This is a genomic window from Bradyrhizobium sp. MOS001, assembly GCF_004634465.1.
Taxonomy (GTDB): domain Bacteria; phylum Pseudomonadota; class Alphaproteobacteria; order Rhizobiales; family Xanthobacteraceae; genus Bradyrhizobium; species Bradyrhizobium barranii.
This window is the reverse complement of the sequence record NZ_SPVJ01000004.1, coordinates 126507-149118: the sequence shown is the minus strand read 5'-3', so window position 1 is coordinate 149118 and position 22612 is coordinate 126507. Positions and strand designations below refer to the sequence as shown.

The following is a 22612-nucleotide window of genomic DNA, read 5'->3' as shown; positions in this document are numbered from 1 at the left end:
AAGCTGCAATGCGGCGCTTGATCTGGCTCTCAATCGTCGCAGCACTGGCGATTGCCTATCCGTTGCTGCTGTCCTCGCCGTTCCAGCAGCGCTTGGGCGCACTGGTGCTGCTCTATGCCATCGCCGCGTCGGCCTGGAACATCGTCGGCGGCTATGCCGGCCAGGTCTCGGTCGGCCATGTCGTGTTCTTCGGCTGCGGCGCCTATGCCGCGATGGGGAGCTACGCCAAGTTCGGGCTGTCGCCGCTGTTCGGCATCCCCGGCGGGATCGTGCTGGCGGTGGGGCTCGCTGCGATCATCGGCGTGCCGACGCTACGGCTGTCGGGTCACTATTTCAGCATGGCGACGATCGCGGTCGCCGAGACCGTGCGGCTGATCGTCACCAACACCGACTGGCTCGGCGCGGCCGTGGGTCTTTCCGGTCCAACGGTCCCCCGCAACATCTTCGATCTCTCGTTCCTGTCGTCGCTGCCGTACTACTACCTCTTCCTGGTCGTCCTCGTGATCACGCTGTTCATCACCTGGTGGATGACCAACAGCCGCATGGGATTCTATCTGCGCGCGATCAAGGATTCCGAGAGGGCCGCACGTTCCCTGGGCGCACCCGCGAGCCGGACCAAGCTCTACGCCTACATGCTGAGCGCGGCGCTGACGAGCGTTGCCGGCGCGCTCTATGCGATGATGTTCGGCTTCGTCGATCCCGAGTCCGGGCTCGGCATCCTGATCTCGGTCAAGATCCTGATCATGGCGGCGCTGGGCGGGGCGGGGTTGCTGTTCGGTCCGCTGGTGGGAGCCGCGATCCTCGTGCCGCTGGAGGAGATCTCCAACAGCTGGCTTGGCGGCAAGGGGGCCGGCCTCACCTTCGTCCTGTATGGCGCGATCATCGTGCTGATCGCGCGCTTCCAGCCCGGCGGCCTGCTCAGCCTGTTCATGGGACGACGCAAGCCCGGCGCAGATAAGGGAGCCGGCCATGCTCCTTGAGGCGCGCGGGATCACAAAGGCGTTCGGCAGCTTCAAGGCGGTGGACGATGCGTCCGTCACGCTGGAGCAGGGCGATATTCTCGGCCTGATCGGCCCGAACGGCGCCGGCAAATCCACCTTCTTCAATTGCCTCACCGGCGACCTCAAGACCACCTCGGGCCGCGTGCTGTTCGAGGGGACCGACATCACCGACTTCGCGCCGGAGCAGCGCGCCGGGCTCGGCCTTGCCCGCACCTTCCAGGTGCCGCAGACCTTTGAAGGCATGACGGTGCTCGAGAACGTCATGATCGGTGCCTTCCTGCGCACCTCGCATCGCCACGAGGCCGAGACCAGGGCGCGCGCGGTGCTGGAGCGCGTCGGCATGAGCAGGCTTGCGGATGCGCCGGCGCGTTCGCTGGGCACACCCGGCCGCAAGCGGCTGGAGATCGCCCGCGCACTGGCGACCGAGCCGAAGGTGCTGCTGCTCGATGAGGCCATGGCCGGGCTCAACGCCCACGAGGTGAGGCTCGCCATCGATCTCGTGCGCGACATCCACCGCTCCGGCATCACGCTCGTCATCGTCGAGCACATCATGGAAGTGATCATGTCGCTCGCGAGCCGCGTGATGGTGTTTCACCAGGGCAAGGAGATCGCCCGCGGCTCGCCGCGCGAGGTCACCTCGAACCCGGCGGTGATCGAAGCCTATCTCGGCAAACGCGCGGCGAAGGCCGCGGCCGGCCATACGCCGGTCGAGCTGATGGGCGGGCGGGACCTATGAGCGGCGCGCTTCTTCGGATCGAGCACCTCGAGGTGCGCTACGGCGACCTCATCGGTGTCTCCGACGTCTCGCTGGAGGTGCCGGAGGGCAGCGTCGTCGCGCTGCTCGGCTCCAATGGCGGCGGCAAGACCACGACGCTGAACGCGATCGCGGGTCTCATTCCCGTGCATTCCGGATCGATCAGCTTTCGCGGCGAGGACATCGCCGGCCAAAAGGCCTTTGCGATCGTGCGCAAGGGGCTTGCGCTGTCGCCGGAAGGCTGGCGGCTGTTCGTGCAGCAGAGCGTCGAGAACAACCTCATGCTCGGCGCGACGCCGCTGCACGACAAGTCGCGCCAGGCCAATTTGCTTGAGCGCGTCTACGAGATCTTCCCGCGCCTGAAGGAACGCCGCAACCAGCGCGCCGGCACCATGTCCGGCGGCGAGCGGCAGATGCTCGCGGTCGGCCGCGCGCTGATGAGCGATCCGAAGCTATTGATGCTGGACGAACCGTCGCTCGGCCTCGCGCCGGCGGTGGTCGAATCCATGTACGAGACCTTCGGCCGCCTGCATCGCGAGGGCCTGACCATCCTGCTTGCCGAGCAGTCGATCGAGCTGGCGCTGGAAGTCTCGGACTTCGCGACCGTTCTCCAGGTCGGCAAGAGCGTGCTGTCCGGCACGGCCGCTGCGCTCGCCGAGGATCCGCAGGTGCAGAAGGCCTATCTCGGCGTCGACTGATTGATCTCCGCCTGGAGCAACAGCAACAGGCAACCGGCCAGCCGCGTCTCCATCTCTTTTGATCCAAGCGACAGCGGCCCGGGATCGTTGAGGATCGCGTTCACCAGCGTGCCCAGCACGACCTGGAAGCCGAAGGCGATCGTGCGGGTCTTGGCGGCCTTGCGTCCCTTGTCCATGGCCGGGAGCAGGAGAGGGGTGGCGCTCATCGTGGTGGCCTTCGCGAGGGCCTTGAACGGCGTCCATTTGTCCGGACGGGTGTCGTTATGCTGAAGCGCGGCGCGCAGCACGCCCTCGTGGTTGCGCATCCAGGCGATGATCCCGCTGACGATGATGTGGCAGAGCTTGTCGAGGTCCGCGTCCGGCGATGGGCGTCTCATGTCGCCGAGCCGCTGTTCGCCGTCGCGCGCGGCCAGCGCCATCAGTGCGTTGAAATAGGCCTCCTTGCTCTCGAAGCGGCTGTAGAAGGCGCCGACGGTGGCGCCGACCTCGGTGCAGAGCGCCTCGATCGACAGCTCGGCCAGGCTGCGCGTGCGCAGCATGCCGGCGCCGGCGCGCAGCAGCGCCAGCGTCGTCTCGCGGCTGCGCTTCTGCCGCGACGGGGCGACGCCGGGCAGGTCGAAATCGAGTTCATCCGAGCTTGGCCGCATCCGCGCTTGCATCCGGTAAAAATCATAATAATAATTCGGGTTATAATTTAGACGTGGCCGAGCCGCGGGTCAACCGCAGCCGCCGGGCAACCAGCAGGGAGAAGCAGATGAGCGCAGGCAGCGGCACGCCGTTCTGCGGCACCGTCGGCAAGACGGTCGCGGAGTCAAAACCCTGGTGGCCTGATGCGCCGAAGCCGCCCGAGGGGGCGCCGAACATCCTGGTCGTGCTGTTCGACGACGTCGGCTTCTCCGATTTCGGCTGCTATGGCTCGACAATCAAGACGCCGACCATCGACCGGCTCGCTGCGGAGGGGCTGCGCTACTCCGGATTCCACACCACGGCGATGTGCTCGACGACGCGCGCCGCGCTGCTGACAGGGCGCAATCATCACTCGGTCGGCGTCGGCTGCCTTGCCAATTTCGATTCCGGCTATCCCGGGTACCGCGGCAAGATCGCGCGCGAGGCGGGGACGCTGGCCGAGATGCTGCGCCTACATGGCTATCGCAACTACATGGTCGGCAAATGGCATGTCACGCCGCTGACCGAAAGCGGAGCCACCGGCCCGTTCGACGGCTGGCCGCTCGGCCGTGGCTTCGACCGCTTCTACGGCTTCCTCGATGCCGAGACCGACCAGTACGCGCCCGAGCTCGTCTCCGACAACACGCATATCGATCCACCGGGCACGTATGCGGACGGCTATCATCTGACCGAAGATCTGATCGATCAGTCGATCCGCTTCATCGGCGACCATGTCGCCGACCGTCCTGACGTTCCCTGGCTCACCTGGGTCGCACTTGGCGCCTGCCACGCGCCGCATCAGGCCCCGGCCGACATCATCGGGAGCTACGACGCCGAATTCGCGCACGGCTGGGACGTCGAGCGCGAACGGCGTCTGGCACGCCAGAAGGCGATGGGGCTGGTGGCTGAGGGAACGCGGATGCCCGCGCGCAACGACGGTGTGAAGCCGTGGGAGGAGCACTCGGCCGACGAGCGCCGCGTCTTCACCCGCCTGCAGGCGGCTTTCGCCGGCATGCTTGATCATTCCGATCGACATCTTGCACGGCTTGTCGCGTTCCTGGAGACGGCCGGCATTCGCGACAACACCGTGATCATCGTGATGTCCGACAACGGCGCGAGCCAGGAGGGCGGGCCGCTCGGCTTCGTCAACGCGATGGGACCGTTCAACTTCAAGCCGGAGCCGATCGCGGAGAAGCTCGCGCGTCTCGACGATATCGGCGGGCCCGACACCCACAGCAATTTCCCGCATGGCTGGGCGATGGCGTCGAACACGCCGCTGCGGCGCTACAAGCAGAACACCCATGGCGGCGGCATCCGCGATCCCTTCGTCATCAACTGGCCCAAGCGGATCGCAGGCAAAGGCGAGCTGCGGCACCAGTTCGTCCACGCCTGCGATCTCACACCAACGTTGCTCGAGCTGATCGGCGTCGAGTCGCCCAGCACGATCGCGGGCTGCCCGCAGATGCCGCTGGAAGGCGAGAGCTTTGCGCGCTCGATCACGGATGCGTCCGCGTCCTCAAAAAGCTCGCCGCAATATTTCGAGATGTTCGGCCATCGCGGCCTCTGGCAGGGCGGCTGGAAGGCGGTCGCCTTCCATCCCTCGGGCACGCCGTTCGAGAACGACAAATGGGAGCTGTTTCATCTCGACGAGGATTTCTCCGAGACCGACGATCTCGCCGCAAAGGAGCCGGAGCGTCTGGCAGCAATGATCGCGACCTGGTGGGCGGAGGCCGAGAAGCACAAGGTGCTGCCGCTCGACGACCGTTTCGGGCCGCGTTTTGCCGAGAACGCGGCGCGCTTCCACGGTGCACGCCACCATTTCGTCTTCCACGCCGGCATGGGCCACGTGCCGACCGATGTCGCGCCTGACGTGCGCAGCCGCAGCTACACGATCGAGGCGCATGTCGAGATCGACGGGCAGGGCGCCGATGGCGTGCTGATCTCGCATGGCGATGCGACGTCAGGCTACAGCCTCTACGTCAGGGATGGCCATCTCGTGCACGACCTCAACATCGGCGGCAGCCACCAGATCGTGCGGTCGGACCGCAAGGTGCCGTCAGGCGCGCGGCGGCTCGGCGTGTATGTCGAGCGGCTCGTGCGCAAGGAGCCGCCGGCCAAGGGGGCGCGCACCGGCGTCACCGAATATACGCTGCTGATCGACGGCGAGCCGGCGGGGTCGCTCCAGACCCAGCTCGGCTTCCACACGCTGATCTCGTGGTCCGGTCTCGACATCGGCCGCGACCGTGGCAGCCCCGTGTCGCATTACGAGGCGCCGTTCGAGTTCGAGGGGCGATTGCTGCGCGTCACCGTCACCATGCACAACGACCAGAAGCTCGACGGCGATGCCGTCGGCAATGCGCAGATGGCGCGGCAGTAGGGACGGGAGGTTGGGCGGCGAGCACCGGTGTCATGTCCCGCCTAGTGCGCAATCGCGCACGGGGGCAGGGCATCCAGTACGCCGCGGCCTATCGATTGAACCATAACCGTCTCGGAGTACTGGATCGCCCGCCCCAGTGCGCAATTGCGCACAAGACGGGCGATGACAGTGTGGGCCTTACTTGATCTTGTCGTAGGCCGCCGCGAAATCGCCCAGCGGCATCGGGATCGCGATCGCCTCCTTGGCCATGTTCTGGAAGGAGACCTTCAGCTGCTTGCCCGACCGTAAGGCGGCGAGCAGGTCCGCCGCGATCGGCGTCGAGGCGTAGCAGCCGCGGTTCTCGCAGGTCTGGATCTGGAGGTCGAATGTCTTGCCCTCGTCGACCTGGAGCTTGGCCCCGACGGGCAGGTTGAGGCCGAGCGGCAATTGCAGCAGCGCCACCGGCGTGCGGGTGTCGGGCGCGATGCGGATGTTGATCAGGACGATGGTCTGGCCGGTCTTGGTCAGCACCGCGTTCTGCTCCATCGCGCATTCGAGCGGCGCATCGCGGCTGACGCTGGTGCAGCGCACGACCCATCCGGCTTGCTGCGCACCGTCAGCCGGCGGCTGGGTCGGAGCTGGCGCGGGCTGTGCGGCCGGTGCAGGGGAAGCGGCGTTCTTTTTGGCGCTCTGCTGGGCATACGCGCCGCCTGTCGACAGCAGAAGGGCGGCAGCGAGGGCGACAAGTCTGGATTGCATGGACATGGCGAAACCGCGTTGGCGTGAACCGAGGGCCTCGCTGTAGCGTCGCGGAAGCCGCGGTGCAAGCTTACTCGGCGGCCTGCTTGACGGTGCTGTGCTCGGGCGCCTCGTGACCTTTGCCGTCACCCGAACGGCCCCAGCCCGAGAACCAGTTGTTGAGCTCGTCGAGATAGAGATAGACCACCGGGGTGGTGAACAGCGTCAGCGCCTGGCTGACGATCAGGCCGCCGACCATGGCGTAGCCGAGCGGCTGGCGGATCTCGGCGCCGGTGCCGTGGCCGAGCATCAGCGGCACGCCGCCGAGCAGGGCGGCCATCGTCGTCATCATGATCGGCCGGAAGCGCAGCAGCGCGGCCTGACGGATCGATTCCTCCGGCGTCTTGTGCTCGTCGCGCTCGGCCGCGATGGCGAAGTCGACCATCATGATGCCGTTCTTCTTCACGATGCCGATCAGGAGAATGATTCCGATCAATGCAATGAGGCTGAAGTCGAAGCCGGCCGCCATCAGGATCAGGAGCGCGCCGACGCCGGCCGAGGGCAGGGTCGACAGAATCGTGATCGGGTGGATGTAGCTCTCGTAGAGAATGCCGAGGATCAAATAGACCACGACGAGGGCTGCGAGGATCAGCAGCGGCACGGTGCCGAGCGACTGCTGGAACGCCTGCGCGGTGCCCTGGAAGCTCGAATTCAGGGTCGGGGGTGCGCCGAGATCGGCCATCGCCTTCTGCACGGCCTCGGTGGCCTGGCCGAGCGCGACGCCCTGGGCGAGGTTGAAGCTGATCGTGATCGCCGGGAACTGGCCCTGGTGGCTGATCGAGAGCGGGCGGACCGGATCGGTGGTCCAGGTCGCAAAGGTCGACAACGGCACCTGGTCGCCGGTCAGCGGCGATTTCAGGTAGAGCTTGTTCAGGCTGTCGAGACTGCCCTGCATCTCCGGCAGGATCTCGAGGATCACCTTGTAGGTGTTGAGCTGGGTGAAATACTGCGTGACCTGGCGCTGTCCGAAGGCGTCATACAGCGTGTCGTCGATCAGCTGGGGCTGGATGCCGTAGCGCGATGCGGTGTCGCGGTTGATCTTGAGCTGGACCGTGGTGCCCTGCGTCTGCTGGTCGGTCGCGACGTCGCGCAGTTGCGGCAGCGTCTGCATCTTGGCGAGGATTTTCGGCGCCCAGTCGTTGAGCTCGGTGAGATCGGCATCCTGTAGCGTGAATTCAAACTGCGTGCGCGTCGGCCGGCCGCCGAGCCGGACGTCCTGGGCCGCCTGCATGTAGAGGCGGGCGCCCGACACCTTCTCGAGCTTGGGACGCAGCCGGGCAATGATCTCCTGCGCCGACGCGTTGCGCTCGTTACGCGGCTTCAGCGTGATGAACAAATTGCCGTTGTTGCCGGCGCGGCCGCTGCCGCCGATGTTCATCGCGATCGTGGCGACGTCGGGATCGTCCATCACGATCTTGCCGAGCTCGACCTGGCGGCGCTGCATCTCGGCGAAGGAGATGTCCTGGGACGCTTCGGATGTCGCGGTGATCAGGCCGACGTCCTGCTGCGGGAAGAAGCCCTTCGGGATTAGGATGAACAAATAGATCGACAGGCCGAGCGTGGCGAAGAAGATCAGGAGCGTGGTGCGGCGCCAGGCCAGGGCATGATCGAGAACGTACTCGTAGCCGCGCAGCATGCCGTCGAAGGCGCGTTCGCTCCACTGGTAGAACTTGCCGTGGGTCACCTCGCCATGGGCGCGCAGGAAGCGCGAGGCCATCATCGGCGTCAGCGTTAGCGACACGAACATCGAGACGAAGATGGTCATCGCCAGCACGACGGCGAACTCGCGGAACAGGCGTCCTATGATGCCGCCCATCAGCAGCAGCGGGATCAGCACCGCGACCAGCGAGATGCTGATCGAGACGATGGTGAAGCCGATTTCCTTGGAGCCCTTGAAGGCGGCCGCCATGGGCGATTCGCCTTCCTCGATGTAGCGCGTGATATTCTCGAGCATCACGATGGCGTCGTCGACGACGAATCCGACCGCGATGGTGAGCGCCATCAGCGACAGATTGTCGAGCGAATAGCCAACCACCCACATCAGGGCGCACGCGCCCAGTAGCGCCAGCGGAACCGTGATGGTGGGAATGACCGTCGCCCAGAAGCTGCGCAGGAAGACGAAGATGACCATGACCACGAGGGCAATGGTTAGCAGCAGCGTGAACTGGACGTCCTCGACCGCGGCGCGGATGGTCGTGGTGCGGTCGCTGATCAACTCGATCTTGATCGCGGGCGGAATCGCCGCGACGAGGCGGGGCAGGGTGGCCTTGATCCGGTCGACGGTCTCGATGACGTTGGCGCCCGGCTGCTTGAACACCACCAGGAACACGCCACGCTTGCCGTTGGCCCAGGCTGCCTGCTTGGCGTCCTCGGCGCCGCTCACCGCCTGTCCGATGTCGCGGATTCGAAGCGGACCGCCATTGCGATAGGCGATGACGACGTCGTTCCAGTCCTTGGACTGGGTGAGCTGGTCGTTGGCGTAGATCGTGTAGGCGCGCTTCGGCCCGTCGATATTGCCCTTGGGGCTGTCGACCGTGGTGATCGCGATCTGGCTGCGCACGTCCTCCAGCGACAGGCCCTTGGCGACGAGTTTCGCCGGGTCGATCTGAATGCGGATGGAGGGCTTCTGCTGGCCGCCGATGAAGACCTGCGCGACGCCCGAGAGCTGGCTGATCTGCTGGGCAAGCTGGGCGTCGACGGCATCGCTGACGGTGGTCAGCGGCAGCGTATCGGATGTTGCCGAGAGCAGCAGGATCGGCGCGTCGGCCGGGTTGACCTTGCGGTAGGTCGGCGGCGAGGGCAGGTTCTTCGGCAGCTGGCCGCTTGCAGCGTTGATGGCGCCCTGCACATCGTTGGCGGCGCCGTCGATGCTGCGGTTGAGGTCGAACTGGATGGTGATCGAGGCGGTGCCGAGATAACTCGTCGAGGTCATCTGGGCGATGCCGGGGATCTGGGCGAATTGCCGCTCGAGCGGCTGGGCCACCGACGAGGCCATCGTCTCGGGGCTGCCGCCCGGCAAATTGGCCGTGATCTGGATGGTCGGGAAGTCCACCTGCGGCAGCGGTGCGACCGGCAGCAGGGGATAGGCGACGAGACCGACGAACAGAATGCCGGCCATCAGCAGCGAGGTGCCGATGGGATAACGGATGAAAGGTGCCGAAATCCCGCCCTCGGTCATTCCTGTCGTACCTTGTTCTGGCTCGGATCCGAGCTTGCTACGGCCGTCGAGACCAGGCTCCCGGGCTGGACCTTGAACTGGCCGCCGGTGATCACCTGTTGACCCGGGCTCAAGCCTTCGTCGACGACCGAACGGCCGTCGATGGCGTAGCTGACCTTGATCTTGTGCACTTCCGCCTTGTTGTCCTGATTGACGGTATAGGCGTAGAGGCCGTTGGTCGAATGCTGAACCGCGTCATCCGGAACCACGGTCGCGTCCTTCAGGGTGCGTACCAGAAGGCGCGTCGAAACCGACTGGCCCGGCCACAGCGTGTGTTCCTTGTTGTCGAACACCGCCTTGAGCCGAATAGTCCCGCTGGTCGTGTCGACCTGGTTGTTGATGACCGCGAGCTTGCCCTCGGCCAGCGTTTTCTTGCCGTCGGTGGTGAACGCGATCACCTTGAGCGCACCGGCCTTCTGGCCTTCGCTGATATAGGGCAGCTGATCTTCCGGCGCGGTGAAGATCACCGAGATCGGCTCGACCTGCGAGATCGTCACGATTCCCGTCTGCGTGGAGGCGTTGACGATGTTGCCGACGTCGACCAGGCGCAGCCCGGCCACGCCGGTGAACGGCGCCTTGATCTGGGTGTAGTCGAGCTGGGTCTGGGCGTTGGAGATGGCGGCTTCGTCGGCGGCGATCTGGGCGGTCAGCTGCGCGACGGTGGAACGCTGGGTGTCGACCCGCTGCGCGGTTGCGAACTCGCCAAGCTTCATGGCGCGCTGGAGCTCGAGGTTGGCGTTGGCGAGATTCGCCTCGTCCTGCGCCTTCTTGGCCTTGGCCTGGTCGAGCGTGGCTTGATAGGGCCGGGGATCGATCGAGACCAGAAGCTCGTCCTGCTTGACCATCTGGCCTTCGCTGAAGGCGATCTTGTCGATCTGGCCGTCAACCCGGCTCCGGACCTGTACCGTATTGAAGCCCTGAACCGTGCCGAGACCGGTCAGGTAAACCGGAAAGTCGGCCTTCTGGACCGGCGAAACGCTGACGGGGATGGCGGGCGGACGCGCCGGACCCTTCTGAGCCGTCTGGGTTTTTCCGGCCTCGGGCGAGCCGAATTTCTGCCAGCCATAGTAACCCGCGGAGGCCACGGCCGCGATGATCAGAATCCAGAGGATCGGCCGTGTTTTTTTCATGTCGGCTCGTTGGCTCTTACGCCCAAAACTACGAATTGTGGAGCAATCATAGGGTTCCAGCGCGCTTGTATAATACACGCCAAGTTCCAGTGTAAACAGCACTATCGGTTCGGAATCCTAAACAATTGGAAAGCTTTGCACTGTCTAGGCAGCTCCGCGACACTACGGTGTGCAGTGCTGCATTTTCCCGGCGCGAACGATCCGCGCGCAAATCTTGGGCAATGCCCGGAGCCGGTGTGGGCGGCCTGCAGAGCTGTCCGCAAGGGCGCCCCGGCAGCGCTGCGAAGTGAGCCGGAAACAACTCCCGTGAGAACGGTTCTAATTCGCCTGCACGGCGTTTCGGTTGTCAGGAAATCCGGCATCGGTCATATCGGCCCCGCCACAACGGGAGCGCAGGATGGACGAACTGAACGGCAAGCTGATCGCGTGCCAGATTCTGATCACGGGACTGATCGCGCGCGTCGCCAACGAGCAGCGCGATCCCTTGCGATTTCTGACCGACTTCCGCGACGAGATCAAAGCCGTCGTTAGCGGCGTCAACATCGCCGGCATGGACAACTCCGATCGTGTGCGTGCCGTCGCACAGAAAACCGTCGACGAATTGTTCTCGCTGATGAAGCCGCCGAGCAGCGATTGAGAGCGGCGCCGCTGCTCGCGCCTGCGCAGCTCTCGCATGCGCCCATGTTTCCAGATTGAAATCTGCACCGAGTCCGATCTGGATGAATTCAAATGTGCAGGCAGATCAATCGCATTGACCTGCTTTTCTCCGACCGATAGCACCGCCCCATCGTTCGCGTTTCTGCATCGACGAAGCGCATCAGCTCGAAGGTTGATGCGGTACGACGAGATCGCAGCGATCAATGTCCAGATTAGAACGGTTCAAGTTTAGAACCATTTAAAACTGCGGCGCACTCAACCGAGTTTAGAATTGCTTTGAAATGGTCGGATTCAAACGGAGTGTTGCAGAGATCGCGTTGACCCCCATGAACACGCCCGATAGCACCAATGCGTCGCGTTGTCGCAACGCGACCAATGGAAGCATAAGCACTGTGGGGCGTGTGATGGGCATGATGAAGACACCGCGATCGTTGCGTTCGGTCGCGGATCGGAAATCCTTCGGCAACAATTTCGACACTGCGACCGGCAAGACTGTGTCCACGGTCGCCAGTCTGATCGCGGTCGCGACGGTCTCGACCGGCGCACAGGCGCAGCAGACCAATCTGCCCCCCGTGAACGTCGATGCGCCTCAGCAGCGTCCGCGTCCGACCGCTTCGAAGCCCACCGCCGATCAGATTCGCGCGCGCAACGCGCTGCGGCGCGCGGCGCAGCGGCAGCAGGCCGCACAAGCGCCTGTCGCCAATCCGAGCCCTGGTCCTGCCGATCGTGATCCGTACGCAAATCCCGCCGCGCCTTATATGGCCACCCGAGTGCAAGCGTCGGGTAAATTCCCTGAGCCAATCCTCAACACGCCAAAATCGATCACCGTGCTTACAAAGGATGTGCTCGCGGACAAGAACGCCACGACGCTGAAGCAGGCGATCCTGAGCACGGCAGGCGTGACGCTCGGAACGGGTGAGGGCGGCAATGCCTTCGGTGACCGCTTCTTCATTCGCGGCTTCGATGCCCGCAACGACATCTTCATCGACGGCGTGCGCGACGCGGGCGTCAGCGTCCGTGAAAACTTCTTCACCGAGCAGGTCGAAATTCTGCGTGGTCCGGGCTCAACTTTCGCGGGCCGCGGTGTCGCCGGTGGTGCGATCAACATCGTCACCAAGCAGGCGACGACGCAGAACAGTTTCTACAACATGGACACGACGTTTGGCACCGACCAGACCAAGCGTGTGGTGCTCGACGTCAACCAGGTGATCAACCCGACGCTGGCCGTTCGTGCCGGCGGTCTGTTCCAGGACGCCGATGTCGCCGGTCGCGATTTCGTCAAGGATAATCGCAACGGCGCGTTCGTCGCCACGACCTGGAAGCCGACCGACACGATCAGGGTGACCGGGGGTTACATCCACACCGAGTTGACCGGCGTGCCGGACTTCGGCGTGCCCTACTACCGGCCGAGCACGGCGACGACCGCCGGTGGGCCGTTCCCGGACTTCGGCTCCAACCGCAACAACTGGTATGGCCAGATCAACCGCGACTTCTACCGGACCGGCCAGGACATCGGCTCGTTAAACGCGGAAGTGCAGATCACGCCCGACTTGATGGTCAGCAACAAGTTCCGCGTATCTCGTTCGACCCAGAACTATGTCGGAACGCTGCCTGAGCAGCCGGTGATCGCCAACCCGCTTTCGAATTCGACGCTCACGATGAATCCGCAGAGCCGTCTCCAGATCACTGACGTGCTCGCCAACCAGACGGAAGCGACCTACAAGTTCCAGGACTGGGCCGGCCTCAAGCACACCGCGCTGGCCGGGATCGAAGTCGATCGCGAGCGGTCGTCGATCGACAAGTATCTCGGGCTCACCTCGGAAGGGAACGGAGTTCCGATCACTCCAGGCGGCTCGCCGACAGGTGTCAGCGTCTTCTTCCCTCAGGACACGTTCTTGCCCGGGAAGGCGCTCGCACTGGCCGGTCTGCCGGCCAAGATCGGCATCGACACTGTCAGCGGCTACGTCATGGACAGTGCGAACTATCGTGACCTCCTGATCCTCAATGGCGGCTTCCGCTACGACAACTACAACCTCGATACGTCTGCATACGGGGCGGGCAACGCTCTCAAGCAGCAATCGGCAAACTTCCTAATTCCCAACTTCAATCTCGGTTTGACCTTGAAACCGGCGCCAAACGGCAGCGTGTACGTGGCCTACGCGACCTCAGCGAACCCGGTGGGCGCCGAGTTCGACGGCACCAGCACCGCGTATGGCGGCGTCAATCCCGCTCTGGCCGGCGGCAACAATCAGATCTTCGGGCCGGAGAAGAACACGGCCATCGAACTCGGCACCAAGTGGGAGCTGTTCGACCGCCACCTGCTCCTGACGGCTGCGCTGTTTCAGACCACCAAGGACAATGCGCGCGAGGCACAGAACGTCAATAGTGTGGCCACGGCGTCCGCGTTGGGATGCGTCTATCCCGCCGGCACGACCGGCAACATATCGTGTATCACCGCAGGTTCCGCTTATCGTATTCGCGGCATCGATCTCGGCGTGAGCGGCAAGATCACCGACAAATGGAGTGTGTTCGGCGGCCTCGTCCTGATGCAGTCGGAGGTTACGGCGTCCAACGTGAAGCCCGCGAACATGCCCGCGCCGCTTCTCTACACCACCAATGTCGGGCTTCCTCTGGCCAACGTTGCCCATCAGTCGTTCAGCATGCTGTCGAAGTACCAGTTCAACGATATCTGGGAACTGGGCGGGCAGGCCGTCTACCGCTCGAAGATCTACGGTGGCTCGTTGCTTGCGGCCAACGCAGGCACGTCGCTTCCGAGCTACTGGCGCTTCGATGTGTTCGCGGAAGCCAAGATCAACAAGAACTGGCAGTTGAAGCTGTTCGTGAACAACATCTTCGACAAACGCTACTATGACGCGCTGTACCAGAGCGCCGCGCCCTTCGTGCTGGAAGCACCGGGACGCGCCGCCTATCTGGTGATCTCGGCGCGCTACTGATGGAGTAACGACGAGGTGCCATGCTGACATGCATAGAAGGCGTCCTGAGCAAGGATGATGTGGCGGAATTCCGCCGCATCATGGACGCCAGCGAATGGGAAGACGGCCGTTCCACCGCGGGCGCGCAGTCAGCAATGGTCAAGCGCAATGAGCAGTTGCCGCCTGACAGCGAGGTCGCGCGCAAGCTCGGCAACCGCATCATCTCGGCGTTGACGTCGAACCCGCGGTTCCTGGCAGCGGCGATCCCACTGCAGATCTTCCCGCCGCTGTTCAACCGCTATGCGGCGAACAGCGGCCATCATTTCGGGCTGCATGTCGACAATGCGATCCGCGGCGACCGCCTGACCGGCCTTCGCATCCGCACAGACCTGTCGGTCACGCTGTTCCTGGCTGAGCCGGAAGAGTATGACGGTGGCGAACTTGTGATCGAGGACACCTACGGTTCGCACGAAGTGAAGTTGCAAGCCGGGGACTGCGTGCTCTATCCCTCGACCAGCCTCCATCTCGTCACGCCGGTGACGAGGGGGACGCGGGTTGCGTCTTTCTTCTGGCTTCAGAGCATGATACGGGACGATCAAGCCCGGAGCATGATCTTTGACCTCGACACCGCGATACAGGCGCTGGTGGAACGGCTCGGGCGTGACGATCCCGAAACGGTCAAATTGACGGGTATCTATCACAACCTCATTCGCTACTGGGCCGAAGTATGAAGATCATGTCCTTCCAAGCAAGCCTTGCCGCCGCCTTGATGCTGGCGGCCGCCTGGCTCGTATCCCCTGTTTCTGCCCAGACACAGACCCCGCCGGCGGCACAGGCGACGGCTCAGCCGGCCACCGCCAGCCCGGCTCCGGCTGCCGCTCCGGCGGTGGTGGCGCCCGTGGCGAAGCCCGACGCGGCCGCGATCGCGCCGGCCATGAAGGAGCTGTCCCCCTGGGTGATGTTCATGTCGGCGGACGTCATCGTGAAGGCGGTGATGATCGGGCTTGCCTTCGCATCGCTGATGACCTGGACCGTCCTGATCGCCAAGTCGATCGAGCTGTCGGTCGCGTCCGGCAAGCTTCGTTCGGCACTGAAGAAGATCTCGGAGGCGCGCTCGCTCGCGGAAGCGCAGATGGCGCTCGGCGCCAAGCAGGGCATTCTGCCGTCCTTCCTGGCGGCGGCGCTGCGTGAGGCGCGGATGTCGGCCGGCCTGTCCAGCGATACCGGCATCAAGGAGCGTGCGGCCTCGAGCTTTTCCGAAATCGTGCGCGCGGAGGCGCGGCGCATCCGCATCGGCATGGGCGTGCTGGCGACCATCGGCTCGACATCACCCTTCGTCGGCCTGTTCGGCACGGTCTGGGGCATCATGAACAGCTTCATCGGCATCTCGAAGTCGCAGACCACGAACCTCGCCGTGGTCGCGCCCGGCATCGCCGAGGCGCTGCTCGCGACCGCGATCGGCCTCGTCGCCGCCATTCCCGCCGTCATCATCTACAACCACTTCTCGCGCATGACGAAAAGCTATCTCGAGCTCGTCAGCCGTGCCTCGGGCGCGGCGGCGCGGCTGCTCTCGCGCGATCTCGACCGCAGCCACGGCAGCGCGCATTCGCGCGCGGCGGAGTGAACCATGGGCGTTTCGCTCGCAGACAATGATGACGACGACGATTTCGGCGAGACGCATGACATCAACGTCACGCCGTTCATCGACGTCATCCTGGTGCTGCTGATCATCTTCATGGTCGCAGCTCCGCTCTCCACGGTCGACCTGCCGATCGATCTGCCGACCTCGAGCGCGACCCCGCAGAAGAAGCCGGACAAGCCGACCTATCTCAGCATCAAGCCCGATCTGACGCTTGCGATCGGCGAAAACCCGGTCCACCGCGCCGAGTTGATCGGGACCCTCGACGGCCTGTCCGACATGAGCAAGGACAAGTATGTCTTCCTGCGCGCCGATCGCTCGGTGCCGTATGGCGAATTGATGAGTGTCATGGAGCTCTTGCGCTCAGGCGGCTATTCCCGGGTGAAGCTGGTCGCGCTGGAGGGCGCTCCCGGAGCGCCTGCGGCAGGCGCCGGTCAGCCTTAGAGGCGCACGATGTCGGACGAAGCCAGACCATCCCGGAAGCTCTGGATTTTGGCGGCGGTGGCGGCGCTCGCGCTCCATCTGGGCGGTGCCGCGCTCGCCCTGGCCCATCTGCGGACCGATGACGACGACGATGGCCTGGGCGCGTCCGGCGCGGAGTTCGCCGTCGAGATGGCCTCGCCCAAGGCGCCCGAGACCGACCTTCCGCCGGGACCGGACAGCGAAGCGATGCAGGAGCAGCAGGCGCTTCCCGAGCAAAAGGCCGAGACCAAGGAAACCGAGCTTCCAAAGGACCAGTCGCAACAGGTCGACGATCCCGATCGGGTCGTCACCGAAAACATCTCGAAGAAGCCGCAGGACGAGGATCCCAAGATCGCGGCGGTCGAGACACCCGCTGCCGAGGCTTCGCCGCAGTCGGTTGCAACGGCGCGGCAGACACTCGACGAGGACGCGCGCGAGGCCGAGAAGGCCCTGGCGCCGGTGCTTGGCCTCGGCAAAGACATCCTCAGGATCACGACCGACTGGAATCGCAAGATCAGCGCGCACCTCACGGCCCATAAGGTCAACCCTGAGGGCAAGCAGCCCAATAATCAGAAGGTGAAGGTCAGCTTCGCGATCAACCGCAGGGGCAATGTGCTGTCCGTCGACGTCGTGGAGTCATCGGGGGATGTGGCCTACGATGCGGCCGCGCTCTCGATTGTCCGCAAGTCCGATCCCATCCCGCAGCCCCCGGCCGGACTGACCGAAGACCGGTTCGAGCGGACCGTCGACATCATCTTCACGCCGCCGGACGAGAAGAAAAAGAAGAAATCGGCTCAGCGCCAGTAGAGCCGGATCCCGACATAGACCACGACCAGGCAGACGAAGATCAGCGCCACCGGGAGCGGCCGTTTCTGGGCTCCGCTAAACGCCGCCGTGAAGGAGGCCGTCTTCGTCGGTTTCGGAGGCGGGCGGCGGAAAGCGGTAACATTGTCCGCCGCCGGCTCGGGCGGACGGGTGCGGACGTCGGGCGGAGTTCCCGCGCCGCCCATCTCGGCATAGTAGGCCTTGTAGATCGCGCCGATCGTGGCCTCGGTGGCCTCGCCCTCGCTCATCCGCGCCAGTAGGTTCTTGTAGCTGACCAGGAACTCCTGCGCCTCGGCAGGCAGCGCGGAGGCCCCGTTGAGCTTGGCCATCATCTTCCAGGTGGCAAAATCGGCGCGGGCGCGGGTGTCCGCGCGTCGCGCGATCAGCATATCGGCAGCTTTGACCAAGTCGGCCTCGAGCCCTTCGGCTTATGTTCGGGTGTTCTGTTGAACTACGCGTTGCCGGTCAGGAAGAGAACAGCCTGAATCACATAACCGGTCAACGTTCGCAGTATTCCTGAAATAACATCAAGATTTAGACCGAACTGCGAGCCCGCGAGCGGCAGCAGGATCAGAAGACCAATCAGGATCAGCATCCCGAATGGCTCGAGCCGGGCCAGCGGCATGGCGAGGGCCCGAGGCAACAGCCCGACCGCGACGCGCCCGCCGTCGAGCGGCGGGATCGGCATCATGTTGAACACCGCCAGCACCGCGTTGATCACCAGCGCATTCTTGAGGTTGTCGAAGATCCACTGGGCCGAGGCCGCCGGTGCTAGGGGCAGGGCATGCAGGGCAAGAGCCGCCGCGAGCGCCAGCAGGATGTTGGTGGCGGGTCCGGCAAGGGCCACCCAGACCATGTCGAGCCTGGGATGGTTGAGCTTGCGGAAATTGACGGGAACCGGCTTGGCATAGCCGAATAGGAACGGCGAGTGCGCGAACAGCAGCATCGCCGGCAGGATCAGGGTGCCGAACGGATCGATATGCTTGATAGGGTTGAAGCTGACGCGGCCGAGCTGCCAGGCCGTGTTGTCACCGAGACGGTACGCGACGAAAGCGTGCGCGGCCTCGTGGAAGGTGATGGCGAGCAGCAGCGGTAGCACCCATACAGAAAGCTCATAGAGGGAAATGTTCACGGCTCGTCCGTCCCGGTTTGTGCCTCGTGGCCTTGCAGCCAACCCGGCCGATCCGGTGATGGGGCAACGCGTCAGGTCAGGATATGGGACGCGGGTTCCGAAATCCCAAGCCGTAAATGATCCGCCAGCGTCGCCGCCGGCTGCGACAGGTTGCGCGCGCGGTGCAGGCGGATGTCGGCAGCCGGCAGCGGCGGCAGGCCGTTCGACAGGGCGCGCAGGCGGGAGGGCAGGGTGCCGGCCTTCACGACCGTGATCGCAAGGCCCTCCGCCGCGATCGCTTCCACCGCCGCAAGGGTCCGACTGACGAAGGGAAGGCGCCAGGGCCGGCCGGCGGCATCGAGGGCGTCCGCGGCCCATTGCCGGAACAGGCAGCCCGGCGGGTAGAGCGCGACGGGCAGCGTGTCCTGTGCTTCGGCTCGATACGTCCTGGCCGCAGCCCAGACCGCCTGCTCGCGTCGGAGCAGTTCGCCATCGCCGCGTCCTTCCGGATGCATGGCGATGACGAGGTCATAGGCCTCGCCGAGCCGGGCCGGCATCGTCGCGGTCAGGCCGGTCTCGATCTCGACCCGGATCTCCGGATGGTTTTGGGCAAAGCGCGCCAGCAAGGGCGGAATGACGATCGTGCCGTAATCGTCCATCACGCCGAGGCGGACCACGGCGTCGCGCTTGCGTGCGCGGAGCACATCGATCGCCTCTGCATTGAGGTCGAGAAGCCGCCTCGCATAAACGAGGAGCTCATCGCCCGCCGCGGTCAGCGCGACGCCGGCCCTGGTGCGCTGAAACAGCTTGGTGCCGATCCGCTCTTCCAGGCGCCTGATCTGGACGCTGACCGCCGACTGGGTCCGGTTGAGCAATTGGGCTGCGCGCGTGAACGAGCGATGCTCGGCGACGGCGAGAAATGCCTTCAGCAGATCGGGGTCGAGAACAGGCGTGGTCATGACGAAAACTTATCCCAGCATGACGGAAACTCCATTCCCTGTTTCGGCGCGCCTCGTATGCTGCGTTCAGGGCTCGTCAAGGGAGGGCGTGTGGGCGAAATCTCCGGCGTTCTGGCTGCGGTGCTGTCGAGTGGGCTCGGCGGCACCTCGATCGGTGCCACGCGCTATCTGGTGGGCAGCCTCGATCCGCTCGCGATCGGCTCGTTCCGGTTCGGCATCGGCTTCCTGCTGCTGTTACCCCTGACGCTGCTCCGCGGTGACCGCTGGCCGGGTCGAGGGGACTGGGCCGCCGCGACCGGGCTCGGCATCCTGTTCTTTGCCCTGTTTCCGATCCTGTTCAACGCGTCGCTGATCTTCACGACCGCCGCGCGCGGCGCGCTCGCCTTGTCGACACTTCCGCTGTTGTCGCTCGTGATCGGCGCCGCGCTCGGCGCCGAGGCCCTGAGCTGGCGCAAATCGATCGGTGTCGTGATCGCGACGTTTGGCGTTGCCGTCGCGCTGCTCTCCGACCTCACCTCGGCACCATCCGGCGCATGGCGCGGCGATCTCCTGATGATGGCGGCCGCGCTGTGCATGGCGCTGTACGGCATCTGGTCGAAGCCGCTGATCCGGCGCTCCAGCCCGATCGCCTTCACCACGATGAGCATGGCGGCCGGTGCGGCCTGCCTCATCCTGCTCTCTTATAACCGCGGCAGTTTTGCGCCGGTCGCCGGCTTCGGTGCGCCGCAATGGCTGGCGGCTTTCTATCTCGGCGCCTTCGGCGCAGCGCTGACCTTCTATCTCTGGGCCTTCGCGCTTGAGCGGACCACGCCGACGCGCGTCGCGATCTCGGTGACGGTCAACCCGATCACGGCCTCCCTGGTCGGCGCCTGGCTGCTGAACGAGCCGCTGCGCTGGAATCTGGCGGCCGGCATCGTCGCGGTGTTTGCCGGGATCTGGATCGCGACGACGACGGGACGGCGCGCTCAGGCGGCGAGAGTGCCTGCGTCAGGGCAAGCCTGACGTCACGCCGGGATGGTGCCCTGATATTGCGTCAGGCCGTCGTCGAGCTTCAGCCATGCGACCTTCTCCGAGACCCAGATGTGCTCGGTCGGCGCGAAGGCGTTGCGATCGTCGAAGGTCGTGAGCGAGACGCCCGCCAGCGTGCCGTTGCGCCGCCAGGAGAACAGGCGCGTGCCGCAGCGCTTGCAGAAGACGCGGTCGATGTTCTCTGACGAGGCATAGCGCTCAATGTCGCCCTCGACGGTCAGCGCGCGCTGGTCGAATTGCGCGCGAGCAAAATAGGGCGAGCCCATCGCCTTCTGGCACATGCGGCAATGGCAGATGCGGACGTTGAGCGGCTCACCCTCCGCCTTGAACCGCACCGCGCCGCACAGGCATCCACCTTCCCGGATCATGGCTCAGGCCACCCGCCATTCGCCGACCTGGCGCGCCATGCTCCAGTTGAGATTGTCGAGATCGCCATCCATGTTGGAATTCCCGCGTCTGGTGTTGGTGAAGGCGGCCCAGCAGAAGCCGCCATGGGTGCGCACGGCAATCGTGCTCGTGCCCGGCAGGCTGCCATTGTGCCACCAATTGTCGAATTTGTTGACACAGAAGCCCTTGGCGTAGTTCGGGCTGTAACTGGGCGCGGTGGTCATGACCTCTATGGTGCGCGGCCGCAGGATGTCCGCGGGCCTCGTGTAGCCGTCGACATGCATCAGGAACTGAACCAGATCCGTTGGCGTCGCGATCCAGCCACCATGGGAATCCATCCGCCGGACATTCATGCTGTAGGGATTTTCGGCCTGACCGTAATAGACGACTTCGCCGGCCTGGCGCTGCTCGCGCGTGTTGCTGGCGACGTTCATGTCAGTGACGCCGCAGCGCGCCAGCACCTCGGTGCGGACGTGCTCGGCATAGGCCTGGCCGGTGAGCTTCTCGATCACGCGGCCCAGAACGCAATAGCCGAAATTGGAATAGGCGTAGTGCTGGCCCGGCGGCCGGTCCAGCGGCCGGTTGGCGAGCGTCCAGGCGATCAGCTCGGCATGATCCATCCGCGGATGCGTGAACATGGGATCGCGGTTGTCATTGCTCCAGCCACCGGCAGTGTGCGTCAGCAGATGCTCGAGCGTGATCTGGTCGATGCCGGCAGAGTAGGGCGGTGACCCGTAATCGGTGTCGAGCAGCGCACCGGGGCCGAACACGCGATCCGTGAGCTTGAGGCGGTTCTCCTCGATCAGTCGGAAGGTCGTGACCGAGGTGATCATCTTGCTGACGCTGGCGATCCGGAACAGATGCCGCGGCGTCACGGTCTCGTTCCGCTCGCGATCGGCAAGACCGAAGGCGTCCTCGTGGACAACAGTACCGGCATAGCCGATCGCAAAGGAGAGCGCCGGCACGTCGTATTTGTCCATGAAGCTGCGCGCGAGCCGCGCCATGGCGCCGCGCTCGGCCGGCGAGGGCGGGCGGATGCTCGGCGGGCTGGGCGCCAGTTGCGCGGGTGCAACGCGCGACAGCAGCGGCAGCGCGCCTGCGCCCGCTGCGAGCTTCACGAAATCCCGACGCCCAAAACCCCGACGTCCAAGCCGCATGGTCCGCCCCTTCCAGGGGCGGCCACTGTCTCAGTAGGTCGCCCGTCCGCCGGAAATATCAAACACCGCGCCGGTGGAGAAGGCACAATCTTGGGATGCGAGCCAGCTCACCATCGCGGCGAGCTCTTCCACCAGCACGAAGCGCGCCTTCGGGATTTTCGACAGCATGAAGTCGATATGCTGCTGCGTCATCTGGTCGAAGATCGCGGTCTTCGCCGCGGCCGGCGTCACCGCATTCACGAGGATGTCATGTGCCGCCAATTCCTTGCCGAGCGATTTCGTCAGCGCGATCAGTCCGGCCTTGGAGGCCGAATAATGCGAGGCGTTGGGATTGCCTTCCTTGCCGGCGATCGAGGCGATGTTCACGATCCGCCCGTATTTCTGCTTGAGCATCGTCGGCACAATCGCCTTGCAGACGATGAAAGGGCCGTCGAGATTGATGCGCAGGACCTTGCGCCACTCCTCGAGATCGGTCTCCCAGACCGGCTTGTTGACGCCGGCGATGCCGGCATTGTTGACGAGGATGTCGATCTTGCCGAAGGCGGCAAGCGTCGCATCGCGCGCCTGCTCGACGGCGGCGGGGTCGGTGACGTCGACCTTGAAGACTTTTGTCTCGCCGCCGACTTCATTCGCGGTCTTCTCGGCGAGAGCCGAGTCAAAATCCCAGATCGCGACCTTGGCGCCGGAGTCGATGAAACGCCGGGTGATGGCACGGCCAAAGCCCTGCGCGCCGCCGGTGACGACGGCAATGCGGCCGTTGAGATCGATCTTGTTCATCGAGAACTCCCTTGTCTATCCCTCATGGTGAGGAGCGCGCACTTGCGCGCGTCTCG

The 22612-nt window shown here is 64.7% G+C and carries 21 protein-coding genes; 11 read left to right on the top strand and 10 right to left on the bottom strand.

The features are described from left to right. Positions 1-8: 8 nt before the first annotated feature. The 3 genes from CT676_RS08405 to CT676_RS08395 are packed head-to-tail and all read left to right on the top strand — an operon-like array spanning position 9 to position 2453. Entirely contained in the window at positions 9-980 is a 972-nt protein-coding gene (locus tag CT676_RS08405; protein WP_063983868.1) for a branched-chain amino acid ABC transporter permease, read from the top strand. After that, positions 970-1737 carry an ABC transporter ATP-binding protein gene (locus CT676_RS08400; RefSeq protein WP_071914964.1) on the top strand — a complete coding sequence of 256 codons (768 nt, stop codon included), beginning with the start codon at positions 970-972 and terminating at the stop codon, positions 1735-1737. Before CT676_RS08405 ends, CT676_RS08400 begins: the two co-directional genes overlap by 11 nt. Beyond that, positions 1734-2453: an ABC transporter ATP-binding protein gene (locus CT676_RS08395; protein ID WP_135214363.1), complete on the top strand. Its 720-nt coding sequence runs from the start codon at positions 1734-1736 to the stop codon at positions 2451-2453. Before CT676_RS08400 ends, CT676_RS08395 begins: the two co-directional genes overlap by 4 nt. Here the strand turns inward: CT676_RS08395 and CT676_RS08390 are convergent. Further along, positions 2435-3100, bottom strand: coding sequence for a TetR/AcrR family transcriptional regulator (locus CT676_RS08390; RefSeq protein WP_167767989.1), 666 nt, complete (start codon positions 3098-3100; stop codon positions 2435-2437). The two genes, CT676_RS08395 and CT676_RS08390, sit on opposite strands and share 19 nt — an antisense overlap. Positions 3101-3207: 107 nt before the next feature. Here CT676_RS08390 and CT676_RS08385 point away from each other — a divergent pair, with 107 nt between their 5' ends. Next, a complete protein-coding gene (locus CT676_RS08385; protein WP_135214361.1) occupies positions 3208-5496 on the top strand; it encodes an arylsulfatase in 2289 nt (762 codons plus the stop codon). Between the two features lie 177 nt (positions 5497-5673). Here the strand turns inward: CT676_RS08385 and CT676_RS08380 are convergent, their stop codons facing one another. The 3 genes from CT676_RS08380 to CT676_RS08370 form a co-directional block, all read right to left on the bottom strand. Next, positions 5674-6240 (bottom strand): invasion associated locus B family protein, encoded by a 567-nt coding sequence (locus CT676_RS08380; protein WP_167767988.1) that lies wholly within the window; start codon positions 6238-6240, stop codon positions 5674-5676. 64 nt (positions 6241-6304) lie between these two features. Then, positions 6305-9451, bottom strand: a complete 3147-nt coding sequence (locus CT676_RS08375) for a multidrug efflux RND transporter permease subunit (protein WP_071914959.1) — start codon at positions 9449-9451, stop codon at positions 6305-6307. Beyond that, positions 9448-10620: an efflux RND transporter periplasmic adaptor subunit gene (locus tag CT676_RS08370; protein WP_071914957.1), complete on the bottom strand. Its 1173-nt coding sequence runs from the start codon at positions 10618-10620 to the stop codon at positions 9448-9450. Before CT676_RS08370 ends, CT676_RS08375 begins: the two co-directional genes overlap by 4 nt. 397 nt (positions 10621-11017) lie before the next feature. Between CT676_RS08370 and CT676_RS08365 the strand changes: the two genes are divergently transcribed. From CT676_RS08365 to CT676_RS08340, 6 genes are all read left to right on the top strand, one after another. Beyond that, complete coding sequence (locus tag CT676_RS08365; RefSeq protein WP_071914955.1) at positions 11018-11257, top strand: hypothetical protein; 240 nt, start codon at positions 11018-11020, stop codon at positions 11255-11257. 424 nt (positions 11258-11681) lie between these two features. After that, positions 11682-14231, top strand: a complete 2550-nt coding sequence (locus CT676_RS08360; RefSeq protein WP_135214360.1) for a TonB-dependent receptor — start codon at positions 11682-11684, stop codon at positions 14229-14231. A 20-nt stretch (positions 14232-14251) separates the two neighbouring features. Next, the gene (locus CT676_RS08355; RefSeq protein ID WP_041957735.1) at positions 14252-14941 is read left to right on the top strand and encodes a Fe2+-dependent dioxygenase; all 690 of its coding nucleotides are present in this window, start codon (positions 14252-14254) and stop codon (positions 14939-14941) included. Continuing rightward, the gene (gene exbB / locus CT676_RS08350) at positions 14938-15834 is read left to right on the top strand and encodes a tonB-system energizer ExbB (RefSeq protein WP_135214359.1); all 897 of its coding nucleotides are present in this window, start codon (positions 14938-14940) and stop codon (positions 15832-15834) included. The genes CT676_RS08355 and exbB overlap by 4 nt, the downstream gene beginning before the upstream one ends. A gap of 3 nt (positions 15835-15837) precedes the next feature. Further along, positions 15838-16293, top strand: a complete 456-nt coding sequence (gene exbD, locus CT676_RS08345) for a TonB system transport protein ExbD (protein WP_014495997.1) — start codon at positions 15838-15840, stop codon at positions 16291-16293. Positions 16294-16302: 9 nt separating this feature from the next. Next, positions 16303-17118 (top strand): energy transducer TonB, encoded by an 816-nt coding sequence (locus CT676_RS08340; RefSeq protein ID WP_071914947.1) that lies wholly within the window; start codon positions 16303-16305, stop codon positions 17116-17118. Here the strand turns inward: CT676_RS08340 and CT676_RS08335 are convergent. The 3 genes from CT676_RS08335 to CT676_RS08325 all read right to left on the bottom strand — a co-directional run bounded on the left by CT676_RS08335 (position 17106) and on the right by CT676_RS08325 (position 19206). Continuing rightward, the gene (locus CT676_RS08335; RefSeq protein ID WP_028146575.1) at positions 17106-17525 is read right to left on the bottom strand and encodes a hypothetical protein; all 420 of its coding nucleotides are present in this window, start codon (positions 17523-17525) and stop codon (positions 17106-17108) included. The genes CT676_RS08340 and CT676_RS08335 overlap by 13 nt on opposite strands. Positions 17526-17587: 62 nt before the next feature. After that, complete coding sequence (locus CT676_RS08330; RefSeq protein ID WP_063983857.1) at positions 17588-18268, bottom strand: site-2 protease family protein; 681 nt, start codon at positions 18266-18268, stop codon at positions 17588-17590. 71 nt (positions 18269-18339) lie between these two features. Beyond that, the gene (locus CT676_RS08325) at positions 18340-19206 is read right to left on the bottom strand and encodes a LysR family transcriptional regulator (protein ID WP_135214358.1); all 867 of its coding nucleotides are present in this window, start codon (positions 19204-19206) and stop codon (positions 18340-18342) included. Between the two features lie 90 nt (positions 19207-19296). On the opposite strand from CT676_RS08325, the gene CT676_RS08320 reads away from it, so the two are divergent. Beyond that, positions 19297-20208, top strand: coding sequence for a DMT family transporter (locus tag CT676_RS08320; RefSeq protein ID WP_135214357.1), 912 nt, complete (start codon positions 19297-19299; stop codon positions 20206-20208). A gap of 2 nt (positions 20209-20210) precedes the next feature. Here the strand turns inward: CT676_RS08320 and CT676_RS08315 are convergent, their stop codons facing one another. From CT676_RS08315 to CT676_RS08305, 3 genes are all read right to left on the bottom strand, one after another. Then, on the bottom strand, positions 20211-20603 hold the full coding sequence (locus CT676_RS08315; RefSeq protein WP_135214356.1) for a GFA family protein: 393 nt from the start codon (positions 20601-20603) through the stop codon (positions 20211-20213). A gap of 3 nt (positions 20604-20606) precedes the next feature. Continuing rightward, positions 20607-21740 (bottom strand): serine hydrolase domain-containing protein, encoded by a 1134-nt coding sequence (locus CT676_RS08310; protein WP_244623112.1) that lies wholly within the window; start codon positions 21738-21740, stop codon positions 20607-20609. A 69-nt stretch (positions 21741-21809) separates the two neighbouring features. Continuing rightward, a complete protein-coding gene (locus CT676_RS08305) occupies positions 21810-22556 on the bottom strand; it encodes an SDR family NAD(P)-dependent oxidoreductase (protein WP_014495989.1) in 747 nt (248 codons plus the stop codon). Between the last annotated feature and the right edge of the window lie 56 nt (positions 22557-22612).

What these genes read in the sequence shown, in the direction of transcription:
- CT676_RS08405 (WP_063983868.1), top strand. Translation starts at nt 9, where the DNA reads ATGCGGCGCTTGATCTGGCTCTCAATCGTCGCAGCACTGGCGATTGCC.
- CT676_RS08400 (WP_071914964.1), top strand. Translation starts at nt 970, where the DNA reads ATGCTCCTTGAGGCGCGCGGGATCACAAAGGCGTTCGGCAGCTTCAAG.
- CT676_RS08395 (WP_135214363.1), top strand. Translation starts at nt 1,734, where the DNA reads ATGAGCGGCGCGCTTCTTCGGATCGAGCACCTCGAGGTGCGCTACGGC.
- CT676_RS08390 (WP_167767989.1), bottom strand. Translation starts at nt 3,100, where the DNA reads ATGCGGCCAAGCTCGGATGAACTCGATTTCGACCTGCCCGGCGTCGCC.
- CT676_RS08385 (WP_135214361.1), top strand. Translation starts at nt 3,208, where the DNA reads ATGAGCGCAGGCAGCGGCACGCCGTTCTGCGGCACCGTCGGCAAGACG.
- CT676_RS08380 (WP_167767988.1), bottom strand. Translation starts at nt 6,240, where the DNA reads ATGTCCATGCAATCCAGACTTGTCGCCCTCGCTGCCGCCCTTCTGCTG.
- CT676_RS08375 (WP_071914959.1), bottom strand. Translation starts at nt 9,451, where the DNA reads ATGACCGAGGGCGGGATTTCGGCACCTTTCATCCGTTATCCCATCGGC.
- CT676_RS08370 (WP_071914957.1), bottom strand. Translation starts at nt 10,620, where the DNA reads ATGAAAAAAACACGGCCGATCCTCTGGATTCTGATCATCGCGGCCGTG.
- CT676_RS08365 (WP_071914955.1), top strand. Translation starts at nt 11,018, where the DNA reads ATGGACGAACTGAACGGCAAGCTGATCGCGTGCCAGATTCTGATCACG.
- CT676_RS08360 (WP_135214360.1), top strand. Translation starts at nt 11,682, where the DNA reads ATGGGCATGATGAAGACACCGCGATCGTTGCGTTCGGTCGCGGATCGG.
- CT676_RS08355 (WP_041957735.1), top strand. Translation starts at nt 14,252, where the DNA reads ATGCTGACATGCATAGAAGGCGTCCTGAGCAAGGATGATGTGGCGGAA.
- exbB (WP_135214359.1), top strand. Translation starts at nt 14,938, where the DNA reads ATGAAGATCATGTCCTTCCAAGCAAGCCTTGCCGCCGCCTTGATGCTG.
- exbD (WP_014495997.1), top strand. Translation starts at nt 15,838, where the DNA reads ATGGGCGTTTCGCTCGCAGACAATGATGACGACGACGATTTCGGCGAG.
- CT676_RS08340 (WP_071914947.1), top strand. Translation starts at nt 16,303, where the DNA reads ATGTCGGACGAAGCCAGACCATCCCGGAAGCTCTGGATTTTGGCGGCG.
- CT676_RS08335 (WP_028146575.1), bottom strand. Translation starts at nt 17,525, where the DNA reads ATGCTGATCGCGCGACGCGCGGACACCCGCGCCCGCGCCGATTTTGCC.
- CT676_RS08325 (WP_135214358.1), bottom strand. Translation starts at nt 19,206, where the DNA reads ATGACCACGCCTGTTCTCGACCCCGATCTGCTGAAGGCATTTCTCGCC.
- CT676_RS08315 (WP_135214356.1), bottom strand. Translation starts at nt 20,603, where the DNA reads ATGATCCGGGAAGGTGGATGCCTGTGCGGCGCGGTGCGGTTCAAGGCG.
- CT676_RS08305 (WP_014495989.1), bottom strand. Translation starts at nt 22,556, where the DNA reads ATGAACAAGATCGATCTCAACGGCCGCATTGCCGTCGTCACCGGCGGC.